This is a genomic window from Pontibacter sp. E15-1 (assembly GCF_022601975.1).
Lineage (GTDB): Bacteria > Bacteroidota > Bacteroidia > Cytophagales > Hymenobacteraceae > Pontibacter.
In genome coordinates, this window is sequence record NZ_JAKVIR010000002.1 from 91,347 (window position 1) to 112,194 (window position 20,848).

Below are 20,848 nucleotides of genomic sequence, written 5' to 3' on the forward strand. Positions count from 1 at the left end.
TGGGTATCTGCTTTTAGTTTATTGCCGGTTACCTCACCGAAAGCTTTTGTGCAGGTATCAGCTTGAAAGGGGTCATTGAGAGTTGTAATGGTATAAACGGATGGAGTGGGTGCTGTATGCAGATTAGCGTAAATTACAGGTTTCTGATGCGGACTACCCTGACCATGACTCTGGCGACAGCCGTGCTGGGCGTTCTGATCATCGATCTGCTGGGGCATCATGATGAAATGGTGCCGCTCTGGGGAAGGCAAAGCATGGCCACCGACCTGCTCGCCTTCAGTCTGGTGTTCGGGGGCCTGTTATGTTGCCTCGTCACGCGCCTGACCAGGAAGGCGATTGAAAAAAGGAAGGTGGTGCCGCTGCACTGGCATCTCAAGAGCCAGACACTGATTGACCGGCTGCCCTCCACTGTCCTGCACCGCGCCTTTATGCTTGGCCTGGCCGGGGTGTTGCTGGCCACCATCATGCTGGAACTGCTGAACCTGAAGCATGTTTCCAGACTGCCCTACCACGCGTATCTGCTACTTTTTGCCATGCATGCCGTATCCCTGGCTGCCACTATTACCGTGATGGCAGTATACCGCGCCCTCAGCGACAGGCGAATAACACCATTGCCTGCCGAACCACAAAAAAATAAGCCCGCTTTCTGAAAAGCGGGCTTTGCTATACCTTGGTAGGATGAATTTATAGAGAAACGCCGCAACCGAATAGCAGCAATTGATGTGAAACCAAAGGCTTGTTACTTTAATTTATCTTTCAAAATCTCAAACTCCACTGCCGGCGAAATGCGCTCATATAGGACATGGTATACCCCCGTGGAAATCGGCATGGACACTTTCAGCGTCTTGTTCAGCTCAAATATGCTCTGCACCGCATAATAGCCCTCCGCAATCATGTTCATCTCAACCTGCGCCGACTTCACGGTATAGCCCCGGCCAATCATGTTACCAAAGGTGCGGTTGCGGCTGAACTGCGAGTAGGCCGTCACCAGCAAATCCCCCAAATAGGCGGAGCCGCTGAGATCGCGGTGGATCGGCATGATGGCATCCAGGAAACGCTCGATTTCAAACATGGCGTTCGATACCAGCACTGCCTGGAAATTGTCGCCATAGTTTAGTCCGCGCGCAATGCCACAGGCCAGCGCAATCACGTTTTTCATCACGGCGCAGTACTCAATACCGTCCAGGTCGTCGAGGGGGTTGGCTTTCACGTAACGGTTGCGGAGCAGCTCGCAAAAACGCTCCGCCGTTGCCAGGTCATGCGAGCCGATGGTCAGGTAAGATTGCTTTTCCAGGGCCACTTCCTCGGCATGGCATGGGCCGGCAATTACCAACTGGTGTGAGTTGGGCACCTGATACCGCTGCTCCATGTATTCCGTGATCAGGATATTCTGCCCCGGTATCATGCCTTTGATGGCAGAGATGACCACTTTGCCACGGAAAGCGTCTTCGGGCAACTCGGCGAGTGCCTGCTGCACAAACGCTGCAGGCACGGCCAGTATAACCCAGTCGGCGGCAGCCACCACCGCCTGTATGTCGGCAGAGGGTTTGGTATAGCTCAGGTCAAAAGACACCTGGCTCAGGTAGCGGGGGTTGTGCTTATACTGTATCAGGTGCTGCACGTCATTTTTGTTGCGCATCCACCAATGCACCTGCGACTTATTCTCGGAGAGGATTTTGGCAAGCGCCGTGGCCCAGCTTCCTCCCCCCAAAATGGCTACTTTTTCCAAACCTATATGCTGTTATTCCTTCTTATCGGTTGCCGAGATGGCCTGCTTGTTTAATGACTTTTCGTCTTTCACCGCAACCTTGGCCTTGTCAGCAAGCGTCTGTGACACTGCTCTGAAAGGCCCTGACACGACCTTCTGGCCGGCTTTGAGACCACTTAGGATTTCGATATTCTCGAAGTCACTGATGCCTGTCTTCACTTTCACGGTCTCCACGGTGTTGCTTGTGCTGTCATACACAAAAACGACCTCCTCTACCGGGCCAGTGGGAGCCGCAGGTTGTTGTGCGTTTTCCTCTGGCTTTTCCTCTGTGGCTGGTTTTGCTTCGCCACCCGGCATGTTGGGCGAGCGCGTCGTCACGGCAGACAAAGGTACAGATAAAACATTTGATTTCTTGTCGGTGATAATGTCTACGGAGGCTGTCATGCCCGGGCGGAAAGGGCGGCTCGAAATGTCTCTCAGGTGGCTGTAGGAGTCGTTGATCAGGCGGATGCGCACCTCAAACTCGGTCACGGCCTCCAGGGTGGTCGCGTCTTTGGCGGTGTTGGCAATGGCCGTTACTACTCCTTTGAATTTCTCGTCCCGGCTGGAGTATGAGTCCACGTCCACCAACACGGAGTCGCCGAGGGCCACGCGGATGATGTCGTTCTCGTTCACGTTGACACGCACCTCCATGTTGTTGAGGTTGGCGATGCGCATGATCTCGGTGCCCGCCATTTGCGAGGTTCCCACCACGCGCTCGCCCTGCTCCACGTTCAGCTTCGACACGGTGCCGCTTACCGGCGCGTAGATCGTGGTTTTGTTCAGGTTTTCGCGCGCGTCTTTCAGCGAGGCCTGGGCATTCTGCACGTTAAACTCTGAGGCGCGCACGCTCTGTCTGGTAGACTCTACTTCCTGCTTTGTGGCCTCGTAGTTCGATTTGATCTGCTGCCACTCCGACTGGGAAATCACTTTCTGGTCGAATAGCGGTTTGTTGCGCTCATAGTTTTGCTGAATCTGCACAAAGTTCGCCTCCCCCTGGCCTAGCCGCGCCTTAGACTGGGCCAGGTTTGCGCGCATGGTGTTTACTGACGCCTGCTGCGCATCCACCATCGACTGATAGTTGTCGGGCCGGATACGGAGCAAAAGCTGTCCTTTCACCACTGAGTCGCCTTCCTCTACGTGCAGCTCAATGATCTCCCCGGACACGTCCGGGGAGATGTTCACCTCCGTCTCCGGCTGAATCTTGCCCGAGGCGCTCACCTTTTCAACGATCTCTGTAGTTTTTGCCTCTGCCAGCACCACTTCCGTGCCTTCGTCTTTCCCGATCCAGCCCGATTTTTTAGCGACGAGCACGCCGACTAGCACGAGTACAAGAACGCCAATGAGAATCGGAATCAGCTTTGATTTTTTAGTAGCCATAATTTTAGAGTGATATGTCTTCGCCTTGATAGAAATCAAGCACTTTCAGTTTAAAGGTGTACTCGTATTTTGCCTGCAGCAGGTTAGATTGCGCGGAGCGGTAGGTGTTTGCTACAATGTTAAAGTCCACGGTGTTGATCACACCCGCGTTCAGCCGTAACTGCGCGTTGCTGTAGTTCTTTTCAGTTGCCCGGAGCTGTTCTTTTGCCGCTACATACCGCCGCTGCGCAGCCACGGCATCGAGATAGGCCTGCTCAATGGTTTGCCGCAGGTTGTTGCGCGCAATGTCGGCGTTGATCTGCGCGTCCTGCTGCTGTAGCTTGGCACGCTGCACGTTGCTGCGCGCCTGCAGGCCGTTCAGGATCGGGACTTGCAGCGAAAAGCCGAAGTTCTTGCCCACACCGTCCTGCAGCTGATCCAGGTAGGTATAAGTTTCTCTTCTGAAGGTGGTAGAGGGGGTATAAATGATAAAGGGGTCCGTGCCCTCAGAATCCCTGAACCCGATGGAGGTGGGTTGGAGAGAGCCTTCTTCCGGGAAACGAAAGTCCCGGGCGCTTGAGTAAAAGGTATTCAGGCCCGCAAACAGCGAGAGCCGCGGGTAATACGCCCCTTTTGCCACGTCAATGCCTTTGGCGGCGCTGAGCACCCGCAAGTCGGCTGCCTGTATGGACGGAAGCGTCTGCACCGCCACATCATACACCTGATCCCCATTCACCACCACAGGGTTCTGATCCGGGTCCGGAATATCCGGCACCTCAATCTCAAATTCCTGCGAGGCAGGCAGGTTCAGCAACTGCATGATGGCCAGCTTGGAAATGTCGCGCTGGTTCTCGTTGTTGATCAGCTCCAGGTTGTCTGCGGCTAACTGCGACTCTAGATCCAGCACCTCGTTTTCAGCCACGCTCCCCGCATCAAAGAGGATCCGGGTCCGGTCGAGCTGCTGTTGGGTAAGATCGCGCGTTTGCTGCGAGAGCTTGATGAGCTCGTCGGCAAACAGCACATTGAGAAACGAGGTGACCAGCTGGATCGTGATGTCGTTCTGGGCCGAAAGCACGTCCTGCTCCACGGCCTGCAGGTCCAGCTCATTTTGCCGGATGCTGTTTACCTGCTGAAACCCCATGAACAGCGGCACAGAGCCGTTCAATGCAAAGTTGTTGGTGCGGCTTTGCTCCGATCGAAGATCAGAAGTTGTCGGGTCGATGTACGTGCCGTAGTTGAAGTTATAGGAGGAACTCCCGTTAATGGACGGCAAGCGCCCGAACTTCGACTGAGTGAGATCCACCTTCGAAAGATCCCTATTCAGGACGTTGCGCCTTACCTGCAGGTTATTGGCCCGAGCGTAATTCACCGCCTCCTCCAACGACCATACCTGATCGGAGCCGTTACCCTGTTGCTGTGCCATGGCTCCGGCCATACCTGTCAGGGAAAGGCCGAGAACCAACAGCAGTTTTTTAGACATTTTTTTCATAGTGCATTTAGCTTAAAGGTCAATATTAGGGATATAAACCACGTGTTTTACCCAACTCAGTTGCCGCAGGTATTCCAGGGTGATGGGTTTTATACCTGAGTCCATCTCGATGAACTGCCGGGCCTTCTCGTTGCGCCCTTTTCTGGAGACGCTCATCGTGGCGATGTTGCATTCGTCGTGGGCCAGCACGGAGGCGATAAAGGCGATACTTCCTTTTACGTCGCCGGCGTCGATGATGAGGGTATGCAGCGTGGCCGAGAAACTGGCCGTGAAGCCATCCACCTCCACGATGCTGATCACGCCCCCGCCGCGGCTCTGCCCGATCACCTCCACCGTGGCGTCGCTGGCGCGCAGGTTCAGTTTGATGGTGTTGGGGTGCATGGCCGAAGCGTTACCGACAGACTTGAAGGTATACTTCAGGCCGCGCTCGGCCGCATGGGCAAAGGCGTCCTTGATACGCTTGTCATCGGTTTTCATGTCGAGGAGGCCCGCGATAATCGCCCTGTCACTGCCGTGCCCCTCGTAGGTGCGGGCGAAAGAGTTATAGAAGGTGATGGTGGCTTCCTCGGGCGCGGCCCCCAGGATGCGGATGGCCGCCCGGGCAATACGCACCACGCCCGCTGTGTGCGAGCTGGATGGGCCGATCATCACCGGGCCGATCATATCAAAAACACTGCTTTTCTCCGCCATAAGTATAGCACGACATTAATATCGCTAAAATCAAATTTAGGAAGAAAGTAAGAGTTTTGCTGTTTTAATCCTGCAAAGAATCTTTGATTTCTACCAAAGCCGCTTTTCCATCGATTAAAGCTGAAGCCATACCCACAAAATAAAGGGACAAATCGAGTCTTGGCCGGATGACCTGGTGCTCAGAACAGTCGCGTCGCTTCCGGTTGGAGGTATGGGACCTGGGGCCGGGGCGCGGCGGCCGCTGAATTATTTGCCTGTAAACTGGATGCTCTTGCGCAGAATTGCGTTCTTTGTGTTTCCTAAAATCTACTTTGCATCACAAAAAAAGCCTCTAATGGAGCACCAATTTAACCCGGACGTGCTGGAGCAGCTGAAGCGGCTGGAGGAAAAATACGTGCCGCTGGGCCAGAACCTGGCGGCCTACCTCGAAGGACTCTACCACACGGACTTCCTCAACTATTGGGATTACATACACCTCGACACGCTCCTGAGCCTCCAGAACCCGCGCACCAACATTCCGGACGAGAAGATCTTCATCATGTACCACCAGATCACGGAGCTTTACTTTAAGCTTTGCCTGGAGGAGTATAAACAGATCGGGGACGATCCCGATATCACGGCTGCCTGGTTTCTGCGCCGCATCACGCGCATCAACCGCTACTTCGATAACCTGGTGAGTTCCTTCGACGTGATGGTAGATGGGATGGAGCAGCAGCAGTTTCTGCAGTTCAGGATGGCGCTGATGCCAGCCAGCGGCTTTCAGTCGGCGCAGTACCGTATGATTGAGATCGCCTCGACAGACTTGCGCAACCTGGTGGACAAGGCAAAGCGGGCAGCCCTGGGGCTTCAAAGCACCCACGAGGAAATGATCGGCTGCATCTACTGGAAAGAGGGCGCCACCGAGGTGGCCTCGGGCACCAAAACGCTGACCTTGCTGCAGTTTGAGGAAAAGTATACCCGCCAGCTGATTCAGTTTGCGCAGGAGTACGCCGACAAGAACGCATGGGCGGTATATAAAAAGCTGCCCATAACGGACCAGCAAAACCCGAAAATCATGCAGGCCCTGCGCGCCCTCGACAGCAACGTGAACGTGAACTGGCCGCTGATGCACTACAAGTCGGCGGTGCGCTACCTGCAGCGCGACCCCGAGATAATAGCCGCGACCGGTGGCACCAACTGGCAGAAATACCTCCCCCCACGCTTCCAGAAACGCATCTTCTACCCCGAGCTCTGGAGCGAAACAGAACTAAATGAATGGGGCAAAGGCTGGGTAGATAAAGTGCTGCAGGAGGATTGATGGTTGCTGGATGTTGATTGTTGATTGTTGATTGATAATTGTTGGTTGTTGATCATTAGTCAAAATATACAATTTGGTGTATACAAGTGTCAAATGCTTTGCTATATGCACCACAGGTTATTATATACACTCACCTTTGTGCATCAACATCACAAACGAACTTACCACGATGTGTTTGTGTTGTGAAACACGATTCAATTTGAACAATAAGCAATTAACAATTAACCCGGTTTAAGGCTAGATCCCTTACCCACCCTGATATGAGAAAAAAAGAAGTAGAACTGGTGCTGGCACCGGAGCTTGCCTTTGATGCGCAGCAGCTAGAGCATGAGATCCTGAGAAGCGCTAATTTAAAGGCCGAGGATGTAAAGTTTCTGCACCGGGTGAAGCGCTCGGTTGACGCGCGCGGCCGCGACGTGCTGGTGCGCGTTCGGGCAGACGTATACCTCGATTCCCCTCCCACTGAACTCCTCTCGCCGGTATACCATTACCCCGAAGTAACTAATTCAAAGCAAGTTGTGATTGTTGGCGCTGGCCCGGCAGGCTTGTTTGCGGCCCTGCGCTGCATTGAGCTAGGTATAAAACCGTTGGTGCTGGAGCGCGGGAAAGATGTCCGCAGTCGCCGCCGCGACCTGGCTGCCCTCAACAAAGAGCATTCCGTGCACCCCGACTCGAACTACTGTTTCGGGGAAGGCGGCGCCGGCACGTACTCTGACGGCAAACTCTATACCCGCTCTAAAAAGCGTGGCGATTTGCAGCGCATCCTCCAGATTCTGGTGCAGCACGGGGCCACGCCCGATATCCTGTTTGATGCCCACCCACACATCGGCACCAACAAACTCCCCAAGATTATCGAGGCCATCCGTGAGACCATTCGATCCGCTGGGGGCGAGGTGCTGTTCGACAAACGCGTAACGGAATTTGTGGTGGAGCAAGGCGAGATGCGCGGCGTGGTAACCCAGGACGGGCAGGCGTATATGGGCGAAGCGGTCATTCTGGCCACAGGCCACAGCGCCCGCGATATCTTCGAGCTATTGTATGCCAGCCAGATAACCGTAGAGGCGAAACCCTTTGCCATGGGCGTGCGCGTAGAGCACCAGCAAAGCCTGATCGACAGCATCCAGTATAAGTGCGCCGACCGTGGGCCATACCTCCCTGCGTCGTCGTATGCGCTGGTGCACCAGACGCACTACCAAAACCGACAGCGCGGCATCTTCTCCTTTTGCATGTGCCCGGGGGGCTTTATCGTGCCGTCGGCCACTGCGCCCGGTGAGGTAGTCGTCAATGGCATGTCGCCGAGCCGCCGCGACTCCCGTTTCTCCAACTCAGGCATCGTGGTGGCTGTGGAGCTGGAGGACATGGACCTGCAGCAGTATGGGCCACTGGCGGGATTGCGCATGCAACAGGCCCTCGAACAGAAAGCCTGCCAACTGGCGGGAGGGACGCAGGCAGCGCCCGCGCAGCTCCTGCAGGATTTTACGCGCCGGAAAGCAGGCGGACAGCTTTTGGAGACGTCGTACCAGCCCGGCCTGGTTGCCGCGGATATGAATGCGCTTTTTTCGGAGGATATGGGCTACCGGCTTCGCGAGGGGTTTAAGGCTTTTGGCAACAAGATGCGCGGCTACCTCTCCAATGAGGCCCAGATTGTGGGTGTGGAGAGCCGCACTTCCTCCCCTGTCCGGGTGCCCCGCGACCGGGAGACACTGGAGCATGTGCAGGTGAAGCGCCTGTTTCCGTGCGGAGAAGGCGCGGGCTATGCCGGCGGCATCGTGTCGGCGGCGATGGACGGGGAGCGCTGTGCCGAAATGGCGGCGCTGAAGGCGGGCGTTTCATTAAAAAAATAGCCTCCGCTATACCCGGCTCCCCAAGCCATACCTGCTCTCCAACTATTTTACCCCGGTATGAGTAAAACGGAGTGACATTTACTTGGACTTAGAAAATCGAGCTATGAAAAAAACTGTTGTATTGGGCGCGAGCGATAACCCTTCGCGCTACGCCTATAAAGCCGTGCATCGGCTGAAGCAACACGGCCACGAAGTGGTGCCGGTGGGTATAAAAAAAGCAGAGGTTGGTGGCCTGCCCATCATTACCGACAAATCGCAGGAAATTGAGGGAGTGGACACCGTGACGCTTTACGTTGGGCCACATAACCAGCCCTCCTGGTATGACTATATCCTGAGCTTGAAACCGAAGCGCATTATTTTTAACCCCGGCACCGAAAACCGCGAGCTGGAGCGTATGGCAGCCGATGCCAGTATTGAGACACTGCACCACTGCACCCTGGTCATGCTGGCAACAGATAGTTACTAAATTTTTTGCGGTAAGGCTAACCTGGTAATTTTGGCAACGTATAGAATAGAAATGAGGCAGATGGCATTTGTTGTCTATGCTCAAAAAAAGAAGGGACCTTGAAAAAGGCCCCTTCTTTCATTTTATGGCATGTCGCTTCTGCTTTATACCTGTTCGTGTGTGGTTTCCCGCTCTTCCTGTTGCTGGGTTTCCTCTTCCATCAGATGGCGCATGGTGGCGGCTAGTGAGCTGTCGGACATCACGCCGGAGGCAGAGGCCTGCAGCTTGTTCATCATCCCGGAAACAACCCGCATTTCTCCGCTCATCAGGGCGTTATACCCATCCAGGGCCACATCGGCAGGCTCAGACAAAGTTCCGTTTGCCGCTCTGGTATCTGTGGCTCCCGCTCTGCGGAAGAACATGGTGTTGCTGGCCCCTGGGCACAAGGCCGTTACCGTGATGTTGGTGTCCTGGAGTTCGTTGGTCAGGGCTTCGGAGAAAGAAAGCACAAAGGCTTTTGTCGCCCCGTAGATGGCCATTAGCGGTGAGGGCATAAACGATACCAGCGAGGCTACATTCAATATTTTACCTTCGTTGCGCAGCTTCATGTCGCGCAGAAACAGCTTGGTGAGCGCCACCGGGGTATTCACGTTCAGCTGTATGATGGCCTGCTCGCGCTCCAGGTCAGTCTCGTGGAAGAAGCCATGCACCCCGGCCCCCGCGTTGTTGACCAGCACATCTACTTTAATGCCACTGCTGCGCACGGCGTCATATATCTCCTGGGCCGACTCCGGGCGTGTCAGGTCCGATGTGATAGTGCATACATGGGGGAGTTGGTATTCGTCCTGCAACTCGTAGGCAAGTTTTTTCAGCCTGTCGGTGCTGCGGGCCACCAGCACCAGGTTATACCCGTCCCGGGCAAACAGCTTCGCGAATTCCATCCCGAACCCATTGGATGCCCCGGTAATCAGTACAGTCTTCTCTTTTTTCTCCTCGTTCATTGTTCTCATAGTCGGTTTTAAATTTCGGTTTTGTGTTAAAACATGTTCGTAGTGTTTACCAGCAAGCCGTTAATTAAGTTACCAGAATAAAGCGGAACAACTGAAAGATCACTCCAGGCGCATCTTACAATCGGTATACCCCTCACCTCAGGCGTATGTGCATAAAGCAGTGAAGCCATACCGATGGGGTATGGCTTCGCTGGCGGAGGGTATGAATTGAGGCGCGATTAGTTTTCGCGGCGCAGCACCTCCAGCGGGGGCTTATTGAGTATACTCCGGCTGTTTAGCATTCCGATTAAGACGGTCAGGGCTGTGATGCCAAAGAAAACCGGGATGAGCGGAAGCAGGTCGGGTATAAAGGGCATCTCAAAGCTGAATACCGCAAGTGCCCAACTCGCTGCCACCGACAGGATAATGCCGGTACCGGCCGCCAGCGCGCCCAGCAGCAGGTACTCGAACGCGTTGATGCTCAGGATCTGTCTTCGGCTGGCCCCCAGCGTGCGCAGCAGCACACTCTCCTGCACGCGCTGAAACTTGCTGATGTTGACCGAGCCGATGAGCACCAGCAGGCCAGTGCTGATACTGAAGAATGCCATAAACCGGATTACGAAGGCGATCTTGCCGAGGATGTCATCCAGCGTTTTCAGGATAAGCTCCAGGTCAATGGCCGATACATTCGGGAAGCGTTGCACCAGGTTTTGCTGGAACCGGGCCGACTGCGCGTTGGACTGCGTGCGCGTCATCAGCACATGAAACTGCGGGGCTTCCTCCAACACACCTTTCGGGAAGAGCACCAGAAAGTTGCTCTGCACGCGGTTCCACTCCACCTTCCGGAGGTGTGCCACGCGCGTTGGCATTAAGGCTCCTTGCACGTTAAACAACAGGGTGTCGCCCAGGCTTACTTTCAAGCGCTCGGCATAGCGGTCCTCCAGCGAAATAGGTATGGGGCCGCTATCCAATGAAGCCACGCCCTGCCACGTGCCCCCCACCCCTTTCTCCGAGTCTATGAGGGTGTCGCGGTACGTCACGCGGTACTCCCTGGTAAAGGCCCAGTCCGGTATGCCAAGCGTCGTGTCTTTGCGCACATCGGCCGCCGTCAGGCTGTTCATTTTGTCCAGGCGCATGGTTACCACCGGCACGAGCTGCAAGACCGGCAGCCCTTGCTGGCGGGTAAGCTGCGCAACCTGCTCTTTCTGGGAGTTCTGGATATCGAACAGCACCAGGTTCGGCTGGTTCTCGCTTCCGGCAATGGCCACCTCGCTCAGCAGCAGGCGCTGCACCAACAGCAGCGTGGCGATAAGCGTGGTGCCCAGCCCGATCGAAACCGTCAGGAGCAGCGTTTGGTTGTTGGGCCGGTACAGGTTGGCCAGGCTCTGGCGCCATACATAACCCCAGTTAGTCGGGAAGAAGCGTTTGACGAGCCACATCATCAGGCGGGCAATCAGGGCCAGCACCACGAAGCCCACCAGCACGCCACCGGTAAAGGAAGCGGCCCGCAGCCAGGTGCCCAGTTGCAGGTAGGCAAAGCCAAAGACAAAACTCAGGATGAGGCCATACACCACCCAATGCCATACACTCGCCTGATTGGCCTTTTGCCCGATACCCGCCCGCAGCGTAATCAGCGGCGATACATCCCGAACCGTGAGCAAAGGCGGCAGGGCAAACAAGACAGACACAATCAGACCGATGCCCACGCCCTGCGCGATGGCTGCCCACGACACTCCCACCGTCACCTCGACAGGCAGGAACGACTGGAACAGCTGCGGCAGGTATAACTGGATCAGTGTGCCCAGCAAGGCTCCCACCAACGAACCGATCAGGCCCATGGCCGCCACCTGGAACAGGTAAATCAGGAAGGCCTGCGTACCGCTCATCCCCAGGCAGCGCAGCACCCCAATAGTGGCCAGCTTTTCGCGGGTATACACATGCACCGAGCTGGCCACGCCCACGCACCCCAGCAGCAACGCCACAAAGCCCACCAATGCCAGGAAGCTTGCCAGGTTGGCGTAAGACTCTCCGGTGCTGTCCTTGCGGCTCTGCACGGTGTCGTACCCAAAACCGGCCTCTTCGAAGCGTGGCTCCAGCTTTTCTACCAGCTTGTCGGCATCGGTGGTGGAGGGCAGCTTGTAGTAGTGATAATAGCTGATGCGGCTTCCGCGCTGCACCAGCCCGGTTTCCTCCAGGTAGTGGCGCGGGATGTATACCGCCGGGGCAATCGTGGCTGTCATGGCCGACTGGCCGGGGATCTTGTGCAACGCCCCCGCAATCTCAAAAGTCAGGTTACCTACCTTAATGGAGTCTCCGGGCTTGGTATTGTACTGCAGCAGCAGCGTGTTGTCCACTAGGGCTTTACGGCCACCTTGCCGAAACAGGGTGCTGGCCTCCTCGGGCTCCGACTCGATCTCGCCGTAATACGGGAAGCCGCCTTCCTCCAGCGCGCGCACCTGCACCAGTCGGGTGCCCTTCGAGGCCTGAAACACCACCATCGACACAAAGCGCACCTCATCCGAGCGCTCACCGCCAACGGCAAGGGAATCCAGGAGCTGCTGCATTTTCGGCTCGATTTCCTTATTGCTGGCCACCACCAGGTCCGCCCCGATCATTGACTTGGCTTGCTTGTCTATGTCGGTGCGCAGGTTATCGGAAAATGAGTTGATAGCCACCAGCGCCGCGATGCCCAGTATGATGGAGGAGATGAACAGAGCCAGGCGTCCACGGTTTCGCCTGCTGTCGCGCCAGGCCATCTTCAGCAGCCAACGGATGTTCAGGTTTCTTTTTGCAAGGGTAGATAGTGGGGTATCAGGCACGGGCGTTTGGTTTAAAGTAGGTATGGGCAATGCCAACGCAACGGTTGGAGGCGCGATTCAGTGGCAGAATTATTGGGTATAGGTTGCCTGCTGGAAATTCTTCTTTGGAATCATACAGCAGATTTACAGCTTCCCAGATGCAATTATCAGCGTTCTTCAGAACGGTCGATAGGCACGGTGGCCCCGCTGTCTGAAGCAACAGTGCCGCCCTTGATGCGGATTATCCGCTGCGTTTTCTCGGCCAACTCCAAATCGTGGGTAACCAGCACCAGCGTGGTGCCCGATTCACGGTTGAGGTCGAAAAGCAGCTGCTCCACTTTTTGCCCGGTTTCCTCGTCGAGGTTGCCTGTGGGCTCATCGGCAAAAAGGATGGTGGGTCTGTTGGAGAAAGCCCGGGCCAGCGACACGCGCTGCTGCTCCCCCCCGGATAGCTGCGTGGGGTAATGATCGTGGCGCTTGGCCAATCCCACCCGTGCCAAAAGCTCCATGGCCTGCTTTTGCACATGCCGCTCCCCGCGCAGTTCCAGCGGCACCATCACATTCTCCAAGGCCGTCAGGGTAGGTATAAGTTGGAAATTCTGAAAGATGAAGCCCACATACAGGTTGCGCACATGCGCCCGCTCGTCTTCCGATAGCTGGTCGAGCTGAACGCCGTTCAAGGTCACGGAGCCGGAGCTGGCCCTGTCGAGCCCTGCGCAAAGGCCAAGCAGGGTGGTTTTGCCACTGCCCGACGGCCCCACGATCGCGCAGGTGTCGCCGGCGTTGATGCGGAAGCTGATATCGTGGAGCACCTGCAGTTGGCGATCGCCGCTGTGGTAGGTTTTCTGTAAGTCTTGTATGTCGAGGATTATGGACACGGGTGCGTTTTAAAGGGTTGCTGAATTGACATGCGGCTTTGGTAGCCCCATGAAACAAATTTATCAGTTAAATCAAATAACTCTTCCCGCTCGTTATTAGTTTTGAGCCGAGGCGTATAAATTTAGCAAACATAGCCCAAAACGAATGATTAAAAATATTATTTTGATACTTCCCCTGGTTTCCCTGCTGATGCTGGGAAGCTGCGGCGAGGTAGAGCAGGCTGACAGCCCAACAGCTGTGCAAGAGGGCAAGGCTACCACCGAAACCCCTGAAAAAACACAAACAGCGGAAGAGACGAAAACCATCCTGTTTTTTGGCAACAGCCTGACGGCTGGCTACGGACTTGAGCCCGACCAGGCGTTCCCGGCCCTGATTCAGCAGCGCATCGACTCACTGGGCCTCCCCTACACAGTAATTAACGCAGGGGTTAGCGGTGAGACCACGGCGGGTGGCAGGGGCCGCATCGACTGGTTGCTGAAGCAGCAGGTAGACGTTTTTGTGTTGGAGCTGGGCGCCAACGACGGCTTGCGCGGCATCAAGACAGAGGAAACCTACAGCAACCTGAAAGCCATCATCGACAAGGTGCGGCAAAAGAACCCGGAAGTGCAGATCGTGCTGGCGGGAATGCAGATCCCGCCGAGCATGGGCCAGAAGTATACCCAGCAGTTCCGGGAGGTATACACGCGGCTGGCGGAAGAGGAACAGGTGGCGCTCATCCCGTTTCTACTCGAGGGCGTTGCCGGTATCCGCGACCTGAATCAGGGAGACGGCATACACCCTACGGTGGAAGGCCAGAAAATAGTAGCCGAAAACGTATGGCAGGTGCTCACTTCCGTGCTCCAGGAAGCCCCGCAAACGCTGCATGAGCAGGAGGGATAAAATATTTCGATTATTTTTTGCAATCGGTATAACTTTCAGTGGGTGGTACCGTTTATATGAATGGCTAAAAGTTGAAAATTGAATTACAAGAAGGCAGCAGAAATTTCTGAAAAGAAAGTTTTGCTGCTTTTTTGCTTTACCCCCCTCCTGCCCTGCCAGCACCCGAGCTACTCCTGTTCAGATAGCGTGCCAGCAGTTTTTCTAAAATCCCCTCCTACTTATTTTTTTTAAGCCGAAATTCCCCGGCCTCCAGTTGTTTGCTTACGGATAACTCCCAAGAATGCCGCACGTTATTTATTTACACCCTTTGTGTATCAGTGCTTTATGCCGATTTGCTTGCTGTTTGAGATAAATTTCTTAAAATTATAGGTATAGCGGGCAACCATCTTCCATACCCCTGCATCTAAGGGGTATAAGCAATTTCACACAGCATTTGACAAAACTTTACGAAGCGTGACGGAAGCAGAATTGATAGCGGGATGCCAAGAGGCAGACACCAAGGCGCAAAAGCTCCTGTACGAGCGCTTCGCCGCGCAAATGTATGGGGTGTGTATGCGCTATCTCAAAAATGAAATGGACGCTGAGGAAGCCCTGCTGAACGGGTTTATGAAGATTTATCAGCACATCGGCAAATTCGAGTCTAAAGGCAGCTTTGAGGGTTGGGTTCGCCGCATCATGGTAAACGAAGCCCTGGGCTTTCTGCGCAAAAAGGAGCCTTTGCACATCGCCATAGAAGACAACCACGTGCAGGTGGCCAGCCCGGGCACCGCCGATCAGGAACTGGCAGAAGGTGAACTGCTGGAGCTTTTAATGACGTTGCCTGCCGGGTACCGCGCTGTTTTTAACCTTTACGCAATTGAGGGGTATGCCCATAAAGAGATAGCCGACATGCTTGGCATAACCGAAGGCACCTCAAAGTCGCAGCTGAGTAAGGCCAGGGCCATGCTGCAGCGCCGGCTGACAGGCCAGGAGGTGCAGGCTATTTAACGATACATATGAAGACCATGAGACCAGAAGACATAGACAAGTTATTTAAGGAACGCCTCGGAAACGCCTCCCCGACCCCTCCCGCCGCCCTCTGGGACCGCCTGCAGGAACGGATGCAGGAAGAGGGTATGGCAACTCAGGATGAGGAGAAAGTACGAATTATACCTATACTTCCGAAGAAAGAGAAGCCAGCCTATACCTGGATGTACTCATCCCTTGCGGCCGCTGTGTCGCTGCTGCTCTCGGTGGGTGTCGTGTTCTACAACATCAACTCCGGAACACCCGAAGTGAGCGAGGCGCTGGCTGACAAGGGCCGCACGCTGGAGCTGCACGAGAAACCCCTGACACCGGACCAGGCTCCTGCCCCGCTGGCACAAACCGGCACAGAGCTGGCGGAAACCGTAGCAGAAGAAAATAAAGTTATACCCCAGGCAACCGATGCAAGCACACCCGCATCTGGTATGGCAGAGGAGGTTGTTACCCCGGCAGCGATAGCAAAAGCTGATGTGCGCAAACCAGCAAACGCTACTACCGCCAGACAACCTCGGGCAACTGCGCAGCCGGCCAGTCCCGCCCCGAAACGCCCCGAAAACACCGCCAACATTGTGGAGCCTGTAGCAGAAACCGTTGCCAAGCCCGCCGCGGCCTTAGCCAAAGCAGATGCCAACCTGAACGCACAGCCGGTGGAGATCACGTTTTCCCGCGCAGCGTCCGCACCCGTAGCCGCAGCGGAAGAAGCACCGAGCGGGCTCGATAAAAAAGCGAAACTGGCCAAGAACATCTTCAAGCAGATGCGCAATCTGGCCAGCGGTGATGGCGTCGAGCTCTCTGAAATAGGTATAAACGCGGATCAGGTGGCGCTCAACACCCAGATCGGCAAACAGAAATTCTCAAAAGTAATCAAACTCTAACCCTACAAAACATGAAACGAGTACTACTTCTCCTGGCCATTTTCATGGCCACCGCTACCGGTGTGTTCGCCAAAGGCAACCTTACCGTGGGCCAGCGCCTGGGCACCGACCAGGACACAATCGTCATAAAAATGGCTAACGGAGCCAAAATGATCCTCCAGCTGCAGAACATCCAGCAGCTGAAAGCTTTCCAGAACTACAGCCTCGACTCGCTGATGCGGGAGCTGAACACCTACGTGGACCAGGTCGAGCAGATGGGGGATTCCACATCACGCTCGAAAGACATGACCGTCACGTTCAACACCTCTAAATCGGCTGACGGAAAGAGTGAGCAGGTAACGGTGACGGTGCAGGAAAACGACCCTAAAACGGGCCAGATAAAGAAAGAGCGCCACGAGATCCGCATCAACAAAAACTTTAAAATTGACGTGGAAGTGGAGGAAGACGGCGACAACACCAAAGTGAACGTGGACGTGCCCACCAAGGCAGAGCGCGACAGCACCCGAAACGCCCACAAGGAGGAGCATTACAAGGCCACGCGCTTTGGGTTTGATGTGGACCTTGGCCTGAACGCGTTCACGGGAGATGCCCCGAACCTGATCGATCTGAAAGCGGGAGGCTCCCGGTACGTAAGCCTGAACTGGCGGCTGAAATCGCAGGTGGGTGGCCAAAAGAGCCCCTTCCATGTGGTGTCCGGTCTGGAGTTTGCCTTCAATAACTACATGTTCGAGAACAATGTGATTCTGGAAGAAGAAAACAATGTCACCGTGTTCCGTGAGGTGACGGACGTGAACTTTGAGAAGTCGAAGCTGACGCAGTCCTCGATTAACCTGCCGCTGATGGCCTCGCTGGAGTTCAAACGCGAAAACGGCCACGACGGCTTCACGATTGGCGCGGGCCCCTTCATCGGCTATCGGCTGGGCAGCCATACCAAGCAAAAATACGATGAGGGTGGCAGAACCGAGAAAGACAAAACCCGCGACTCCTTTAACCTAAGCGATTTTCAGTATGGCGTGGAGGGCGTTTTAGGGTATGGCGGGATCGACCTGTTCGCGAAATACAACATGAACGACCTGTTTAAGGAAAACCGCGGTGTGCAGGCAAACGTGATAAGCTTCGGCTTCAGACTATTGTATTAAGGGGACACAAAATAAGGACACAAGACGCAAGATATAAGACGTAAGACACAAGATGAATTCATAAAAGCAGAAGAGGAGCCTGATGAGCTCCTCTTTTTTTATGCCGGTGTGTTTCGTTTGAAGTTATCGATGATGATCGCGGTAGCCGTGGCCACGTTCAGGGACTCAGCGCCGCCAAATGCCGGTATTTTGATGAGTTGGTTCACCTGGGCGGCCACCTCGGGGCGCAGACCGTTGGCCTCGTTGCCCAGCACCACAATACCCTCCGGCCTGAGCTGCATGCCATGCAGGTTCTCGCCAGCCAGCGACGCGCCGTATACCTTGTGGGCATCGGTGTGCTGTTGCAGCCAGGCTGCCAAATCGAGGTAGTGCACTTGTATGCGGGTGAAAGAGCCCATGCTGGCCGCGATGACCTTCGGGTTGTAAAAATCGGCGCAGGTTTCGGAACAGACAACCTTCCGGATGCCATACCAGTCGGCAATGCGGATGATGGTGCCCAGGTTGCCCGGGTCGCGGATGTCGTCCAGGGAAATCACCAGCTCGTCTGGGGCAACGGTGAGGGGCGGCGACTGCCACATGCGCGCTACCGCCAGAGCCGCGTTGTTGCTGGCAAAGGTGCCGGCCTTCACCAGCTCCTCTTCAGTGACAAGGCTAACCGCGGGGAGTTTGTCAAACAAATGACTGTGCTGTTCATAAAAGGTATCGGTCACGAACACATATTCAAGTTCAAGGCCGGCCCGCAGCAGTTCCAGTACGCTCTTGCCCCCCTCCACCACAAAAGCCTGGTGTTGGGTGCGGTATTTTTTTATTTGGAGGGATTTGATATACTTTACAACTGCTTTTGATAACATAGTAGCGCTATACGTTTGAAACCACGATTATACATATCTGTACTTGCATTTACAATGGCGTGCCTGCAGGCCTGTATCCCCACCCGGTATTTGGCCGAAGACGAGAAGCTGCTGGTTGGCATACAGCCCAAGGGCCTCGAAACCGTAGACCCCACTGCCATAGAGGCACTTTACCGGCAGGAGCCCAATCGTTTGGTGCTGGGCTCGGCCCCATACCTGGCGCTTTACAATTTCGGCAAAAAGTTTTACGATCCGCAAAAGATTCAGCAACGGATAGAAAAGCAGGAGGAAAAGCGCGCGCGCAAGATTGCAGACGCCGGCACAGACGCCGCAAAGATACAGCGCCTGCGGGCAAAGTTCGACAACCGCGTGAAGCGGCTGCAGGATAACAAGAAAGAGGGAAACCTGCTGATGCAGATCGGCGAGCCACCTGCCATTTACGACTCAACGCTGATGGTGGAGACGATGCAGCAAATCGGCGTATACCTCAACGCGAAAGGCTATTTCAACCACAGGGCGAGCTACGAAAAGGAAGTGAAAGACGAGAAGCTGGTCACGGTTACGATCAATATCGAGGAAAACGCCCCCTATCGCTACACAGACTTCAGCTACAGCATACCCGATTCGGCCATGCTGCGGCTGGTGCAGTCCACTTCGGGGCGATCGCTGCTGCAGTTGGGCGAGCGATATGACGAGGATAAGCTAAGCGCCGAACGTGACCGGCTTTACAACCTGATGAAGAACAGCGGCTACTACGACTTTGCCCGCGCCTACCTGGCCTTTGAGGTTGACACCAGCTTTGCCGGCAAGACGGCCCACGTCAAAACCATTATCCAGCGGCCCGACCAGGGCGGCCAGCACCCGCTCTATACCCTACGCAACGTTTACTTTAAGACGGATGCAGACCGGTTCGGGATCGCGCGCGACACCATCCTGTACAATGGCATCCACTACGTGGCTTACAGGCACCGCTTCTCCCCGCTCATCCTCGACAAGAAGGTGGACATTTACCCGGGGCAGCTCTACAGCCAGCTGAAAACGGCCACCACGCAGCGAAAACTCTCCGACCTGGATGTGTTTCAGTTTAACAACGTGCTGTACAACAAGTCTGCGGAAGCCACCGACTCCAGCGCTGGCTTGCAGCTTGATGCGTTTGTCAATGCCCTGCCCGCGAAAAAATTCCAGGAAACGATAGAGCTTGGCCTCAACTTCACGGAGCGCACCCCCGGCCCTTTCTCCAGTGCCCGGTTGCGTGTGCGCAATCTGTTTGGTGGGGCCGAAAACCTGGACATCGGCCTGCGGGGCGGTATAGAGGGGCAGATCAGCATCGCCAACAACAACCAGACCGTGCTGATCCGCGAGTTCGGCGCCGATGTGGCCCTGTCTTTCCCGGTCATCCTTTTCCCTTTCTCCGACAAGAACCTGCTCTCGGCCTACAGCCCGCGTACCCGGATATATACCGGGTATACCAACAGCGACCGGCAACAGTACATCCGCACCAATTACGAACTCGGCCTGGACTACATCTGGCAGGTGGCGCGCAACCCCTTGCGTCCGCCCGTCATGCAGTTTATCTTCTCGCCTATAAATCTGAATGTGGTACAGGGAGAGATTCTGGACCGGGATTTCGCCCGCAACCTGATCGAGAACAGTGAGGGCAGCCGCTCCCTGATCGAAAGCTTTTCAGACGGTATCATCTCGTTTGTAGGCTTCAGTTTTATCTACAACACCAACGATTTTGCGCAAACGCGTAACGCCCGCTACTTCCGGGGGTTAGTGGAAATCGGCGGCCTTTCCAAAGAACTGGGCCTCGACCTGAGCAACAACCAACTGCAGACGTTTCAGTATTTCAAGATCAACCCCGACTACCGCCGCTATATCCCGCTGGGTGGGAAAAGGTTTTTCGTGTACCGCCTGAATGCCGGGGTGGCCTCGCCGATCTTCGACTCAACGGTTTTGCCCTACGAAAAGCACTTTTTCTCGGGAGGGGCCAGCAGCATACGGGCCTGGCAATCGCGGCGCCTGGGGCTTGGCTCCTACGCAGCGATAAACGCCGTGGAGGAGACGGAGCCATACCGGGTAACCACCACACGCGATTACGATCTGGAGCAGCCGGGTGAGGTGCTGGTGGAGGCAAACGTCGAGTATAGGTTCAACTTCTTCAGCTTCCTGAACGGGGCTTTGTTTGTGGATGCGGGGAACGTATGGCTGTTGAAGCCTGACGCGAACCGGCCCAGGGCCAATTTTGAGTTTAACCGGTTTTACAAAGAACTGGCCGTGGGCACGGGCGTTGGTCTTCGGCTTGACTTGTCGGTGCTCATCCTGCGCTTCGACCTGGCCACCAAGGTATATGACCCGGCCGGGCTATACGGTAAAAAATTCGTGCTGAATGATTTCAACTTTACCGATTTCTTTACCCGAAACAACCAGAGCACTTTGCAGATCGGTATCGGGTATCCGTTCTAAGCATGAAATGCATTTAGGAACGTTTGAATAAAAAAAGGAGGCTGCCCACATACGGGCGGCCTCCTTTTTTTATTCAAT

General features: G+C 55.2%; 17 protein-coding genes. 9 read left to right on the forward strand and 8 right to left on the reverse strand.

All coding sequences use genetic code 11. The features are described 5' to 3' along the window. Nucleotides 1-146: 146 nt before the first annotated feature. The gene (locus tag MKJ04_RS01895; RefSeq protein WP_241638736.1) at nucleotides 147-650 is read left to right on the forward strand and encodes a hypothetical protein; all 504 of its coding nucleotides are present in this window, start codon (nucleotides 147-149) and stop codon (nucleotides 648-650) included. 89 nt (nucleotides 651-739) lie between these two features. Here the strand turns inward: MKJ04_RS01895 and MKJ04_RS01900 are convergent, their stop codons facing one another. Genes MKJ04_RS01900 through sdaAB form a run of 4 tightly spaced genes read right to left on the reverse strand, consistent with a single transcriptional unit; the run spans nucleotide 740 to nucleotide 5,285 of the window. Continuing rightward, nucleotides 740-1,729: an NAD(P)H-dependent glycerol-3-phosphate dehydrogenase gene (locus tag MKJ04_RS01900; protein WP_241638739.1), complete on the reverse strand. Its 990-nt coding sequence runs from the start codon at nucleotides 1,727-1,729 to the stop codon at nucleotides 740-742. Between the two features lie 12 nt (nucleotides 1,730-1,741). Beyond that, entirely contained in the window at nucleotides 1,742-3,127 is a 1,386-nt protein-coding gene (locus tag MKJ04_RS01905) for an efflux RND transporter periplasmic adaptor subunit (protein ID WP_241638742.1), read from the reverse strand. A 4-nt stretch (nucleotides 3,128-3,131) separates the two neighbouring features. After that, nucleotides 3,132-4,595: a TolC family protein gene (locus MKJ04_RS01910; protein WP_241638745.1), complete on the reverse strand. Its 1,464-nt coding sequence runs from the start codon at nucleotides 4,593-4,595 to the stop codon at nucleotides 3,132-3,134. Between the two features lie 12 nt (nucleotides 4,596-4,607). Beyond that, entirely contained in the window at nucleotides 4,608-5,285 is a 678-nt protein-coding gene (gene sdaAB, locus MKJ04_RS01915) for an L-serine ammonia-lyase, iron-sulfur-dependent subunit beta (protein ID WP_241638748.1), read from the reverse strand. A 334-nt stretch (nucleotides 5,286-5,619) separates the two neighbouring features. On the opposite strand from sdaAB, the gene MKJ04_RS01920 reads away from it, so the two are divergent. From MKJ04_RS01920 to MKJ04_RS01930, 3 genes are all read left to right on the forward strand, one after another. Beyond that, entirely contained in the window at nucleotides 5,620-6,582 is a 963-nt protein-coding gene (locus MKJ04_RS01920) for a tryptophan 2,3-dioxygenase family protein (protein ID WP_241638751.1), read from the forward strand. 260 nt (nucleotides 6,583-6,842) lie between these two features. Beyond that, complete coding sequence (locus MKJ04_RS01925; protein WP_241638754.1) at nucleotides 6,843-8,426, forward strand: NAD(P)/FAD-dependent oxidoreductase; 1,584 nt, start codon at nucleotides 6,843-6,845, stop codon at nucleotides 8,424-8,426. 103 nt (nucleotides 8,427-8,529) lie between these two features. Then, a complete protein-coding gene (locus tag MKJ04_RS01930; protein WP_241638756.1) occupies nucleotides 8,530-8,892 on the forward strand; it encodes a CoA-binding protein in 363 nt (120 codons plus the stop codon). A 143-nt stretch (nucleotides 8,893-9,035) separates the two neighbouring features. Here MKJ04_RS01930 and MKJ04_RS01935 read toward each other — a convergent pair whose 3' ends face one another. From MKJ04_RS01935 to MKJ04_RS01945, 3 genes are all read right to left on the reverse strand, one after another. Next, a complete protein-coding gene (locus tag MKJ04_RS01935; protein ID WP_241638758.1) occupies nucleotides 9,036-9,881 on the reverse strand; it encodes an SDR family NAD(P)-dependent oxidoreductase in 846 nt (281 codons plus the stop codon). Between the two features lie 218 nt (nucleotides 9,882-10,099). Beyond that, complete coding sequence (locus MKJ04_RS01940) at nucleotides 10,100-12,679, reverse strand: ABC transporter permease (protein ID WP_317246693.1); 2,580 nt, start codon at nucleotides 12,677-12,679, stop codon at nucleotides 10,100-10,102. Between the two features lie 146 nt (nucleotides 12,680-12,825). Then, complete coding sequence (locus tag MKJ04_RS01945) at nucleotides 12,826-13,536, reverse strand: ABC transporter ATP-binding protein (RefSeq protein WP_241638760.1); 711 nt, start codon at nucleotides 13,534-13,536, stop codon at nucleotides 12,826-12,828. A 145-nt stretch (nucleotides 13,537-13,681) separates the two neighbouring features. Between MKJ04_RS01945 and MKJ04_RS01950 the strand changes: the two genes are divergently transcribed. The 4 genes from MKJ04_RS01950 to MKJ04_RS01965 all read left to right on the forward strand — a co-directional run bounded on the left by MKJ04_RS01950 (nucleotide 13,682) and on the right by MKJ04_RS01965 (nucleotide 17,453). Beyond that, entirely contained in the window at nucleotides 13,682-14,416 is a 735-nt protein-coding gene (locus tag MKJ04_RS01950; RefSeq protein WP_241638761.1) for an arylesterase, read from the forward strand. A 453-nt stretch (nucleotides 14,417-14,869) separates the two neighbouring features. Next, on the forward strand, nucleotides 14,870-15,403 hold the full coding sequence (locus tag MKJ04_RS01955; RefSeq protein ID WP_241638762.1) for an RNA polymerase sigma factor: 534 nt from the start codon (nucleotides 14,870-14,872) through the stop codon (nucleotides 15,401-15,403). Nucleotides 15,404-15,420: 17 nt separating this feature from the next. Then, nucleotides 15,421-16,314, forward strand: a complete 894-nt coding sequence (locus MKJ04_RS01960; protein ID WP_241638763.1) for a hypothetical protein — start codon at nucleotides 15,421-15,423, stop codon at nucleotides 16,312-16,314. Nucleotides 16,315-16,325: 11 nt separating this feature from the next. Next, nucleotides 16,326-17,453, forward strand: a complete 1,128-nt coding sequence (locus MKJ04_RS01965; RefSeq protein WP_241638765.1) for an outer membrane beta-barrel protein — start codon at nucleotides 16,326-16,328, stop codon at nucleotides 17,451-17,453. 98 nt (nucleotides 17,454-17,551) lie between these two features. On the opposite strand, the gene MKJ04_RS01970 is transcribed toward MKJ04_RS01965, so the two are convergent. Further along, nucleotides 17,552-18,304: a TrmH family RNA methyltransferase gene (locus MKJ04_RS01970; RefSeq protein ID WP_241638768.1), complete on the reverse strand. Its 753-nt coding sequence runs from the start codon at nucleotides 18,302-18,304 to the stop codon at nucleotides 17,552-17,554. 54 nt (nucleotides 18,305-18,358) lie between these two features. Here MKJ04_RS01970 and MKJ04_RS01975 point away from each other — a divergent pair, with 54 nt between their 5' ends. Next, nucleotides 18,359-20,770 (forward strand): BamA/TamA family outer membrane protein, encoded by a 2,412-nt coding sequence (locus MKJ04_RS01975; RefSeq protein ID WP_241638771.1) that lies wholly within the window; start codon nucleotides 18,359-18,361, stop codon nucleotides 20,768-20,770. The last annotated feature ends 78 nt before the right edge of the window (nucleotides 20,771-20,848 follow it).

Excerpts from the sequence above, each read along its gene's own strand:
- MKJ04_RS01960 (WP_241638763.1), top strand. The coding sequence starts at position 15,421 with ATGAGACCAGAAGACATAGACAAGTTATTTAAGGAACGCCTCGGAAAC.
- MKJ04_RS01965 (WP_241638765.1), top strand. The coding sequence starts at position 16,326 with ATGAAACGAGTACTACTTCTCCTGGCCATTTTCATGGCCACCGCTACC.
- sdaAB (WP_241638748.1), bottom strand. The coding sequence starts at position 5,285 with ATGGCGGAGAAAAGCAGTGTTTTTGATATGATCGGCCCGGTGATGATC.
- MKJ04_RS01910 (WP_241638745.1), bottom strand. The coding sequence starts at position 4,595 with ATGAAAAAAATGTCTAAAAAACTGCTGTTGGTTCTCGGCCTTTCCCTG.
- MKJ04_RS01895 (WP_241638736.1), top strand. The coding sequence starts at position 147 with ATGCGGACTACCCTGACCATGACTCTGGCGACAGCCGTGCTGGGCGTT.
- MKJ04_RS01905 (WP_241638742.1), bottom strand. The coding sequence starts at position 3,127 with ATGGCTACTAAAAAATCAAAGCTGATTCCGATTCTCATTGGCGTTCTT.
- MKJ04_RS01930 (WP_241638756.1), top strand. The coding sequence starts at position 8,530 with ATGAAAAAAACTGTTGTATTGGGCGCGAGCGATAACCCTTCGCGCTAC.
- MKJ04_RS01920 (WP_241638751.1), top strand. The coding sequence starts at position 5,620 with ATGGAGCACCAATTTAACCCGGACGTGCTGGAGCAGCTGAAGCGGCTG.
- MKJ04_RS01970 (WP_241638768.1), bottom strand. The coding sequence starts at position 18,304 with ATGTTATCAAAAGCAGTTGTAAAGTATATCAAATCCCTCCAAATAAAA.
- MKJ04_RS01975 (WP_241638771.1), top strand. The coding sequence starts at position 18,359 with ATGGCGTGCCTGCAGGCCTGTATCCCCACCCGGTATTTGGCCGAAGAC.
- MKJ04_RS01935 (WP_241638758.1), bottom strand. The coding sequence starts at position 9,881 with ATGAGAACAATGAACGAGGAGAAAAAAGAGAAGACTGTACTGATTACC.
- MKJ04_RS01950 (WP_241638761.1), top strand. The coding sequence starts at position 13,682 with ATGATTAAAAATATTATTTTGATACTTCCCCTGGTTTCCCTGCTGATG.
- MKJ04_RS01925 (WP_241638754.1), top strand. The coding sequence starts at position 6,843 with ATGAGAAAAAAAGAAGTAGAACTGGTGCTGGCACCGGAGCTTGCCTTT.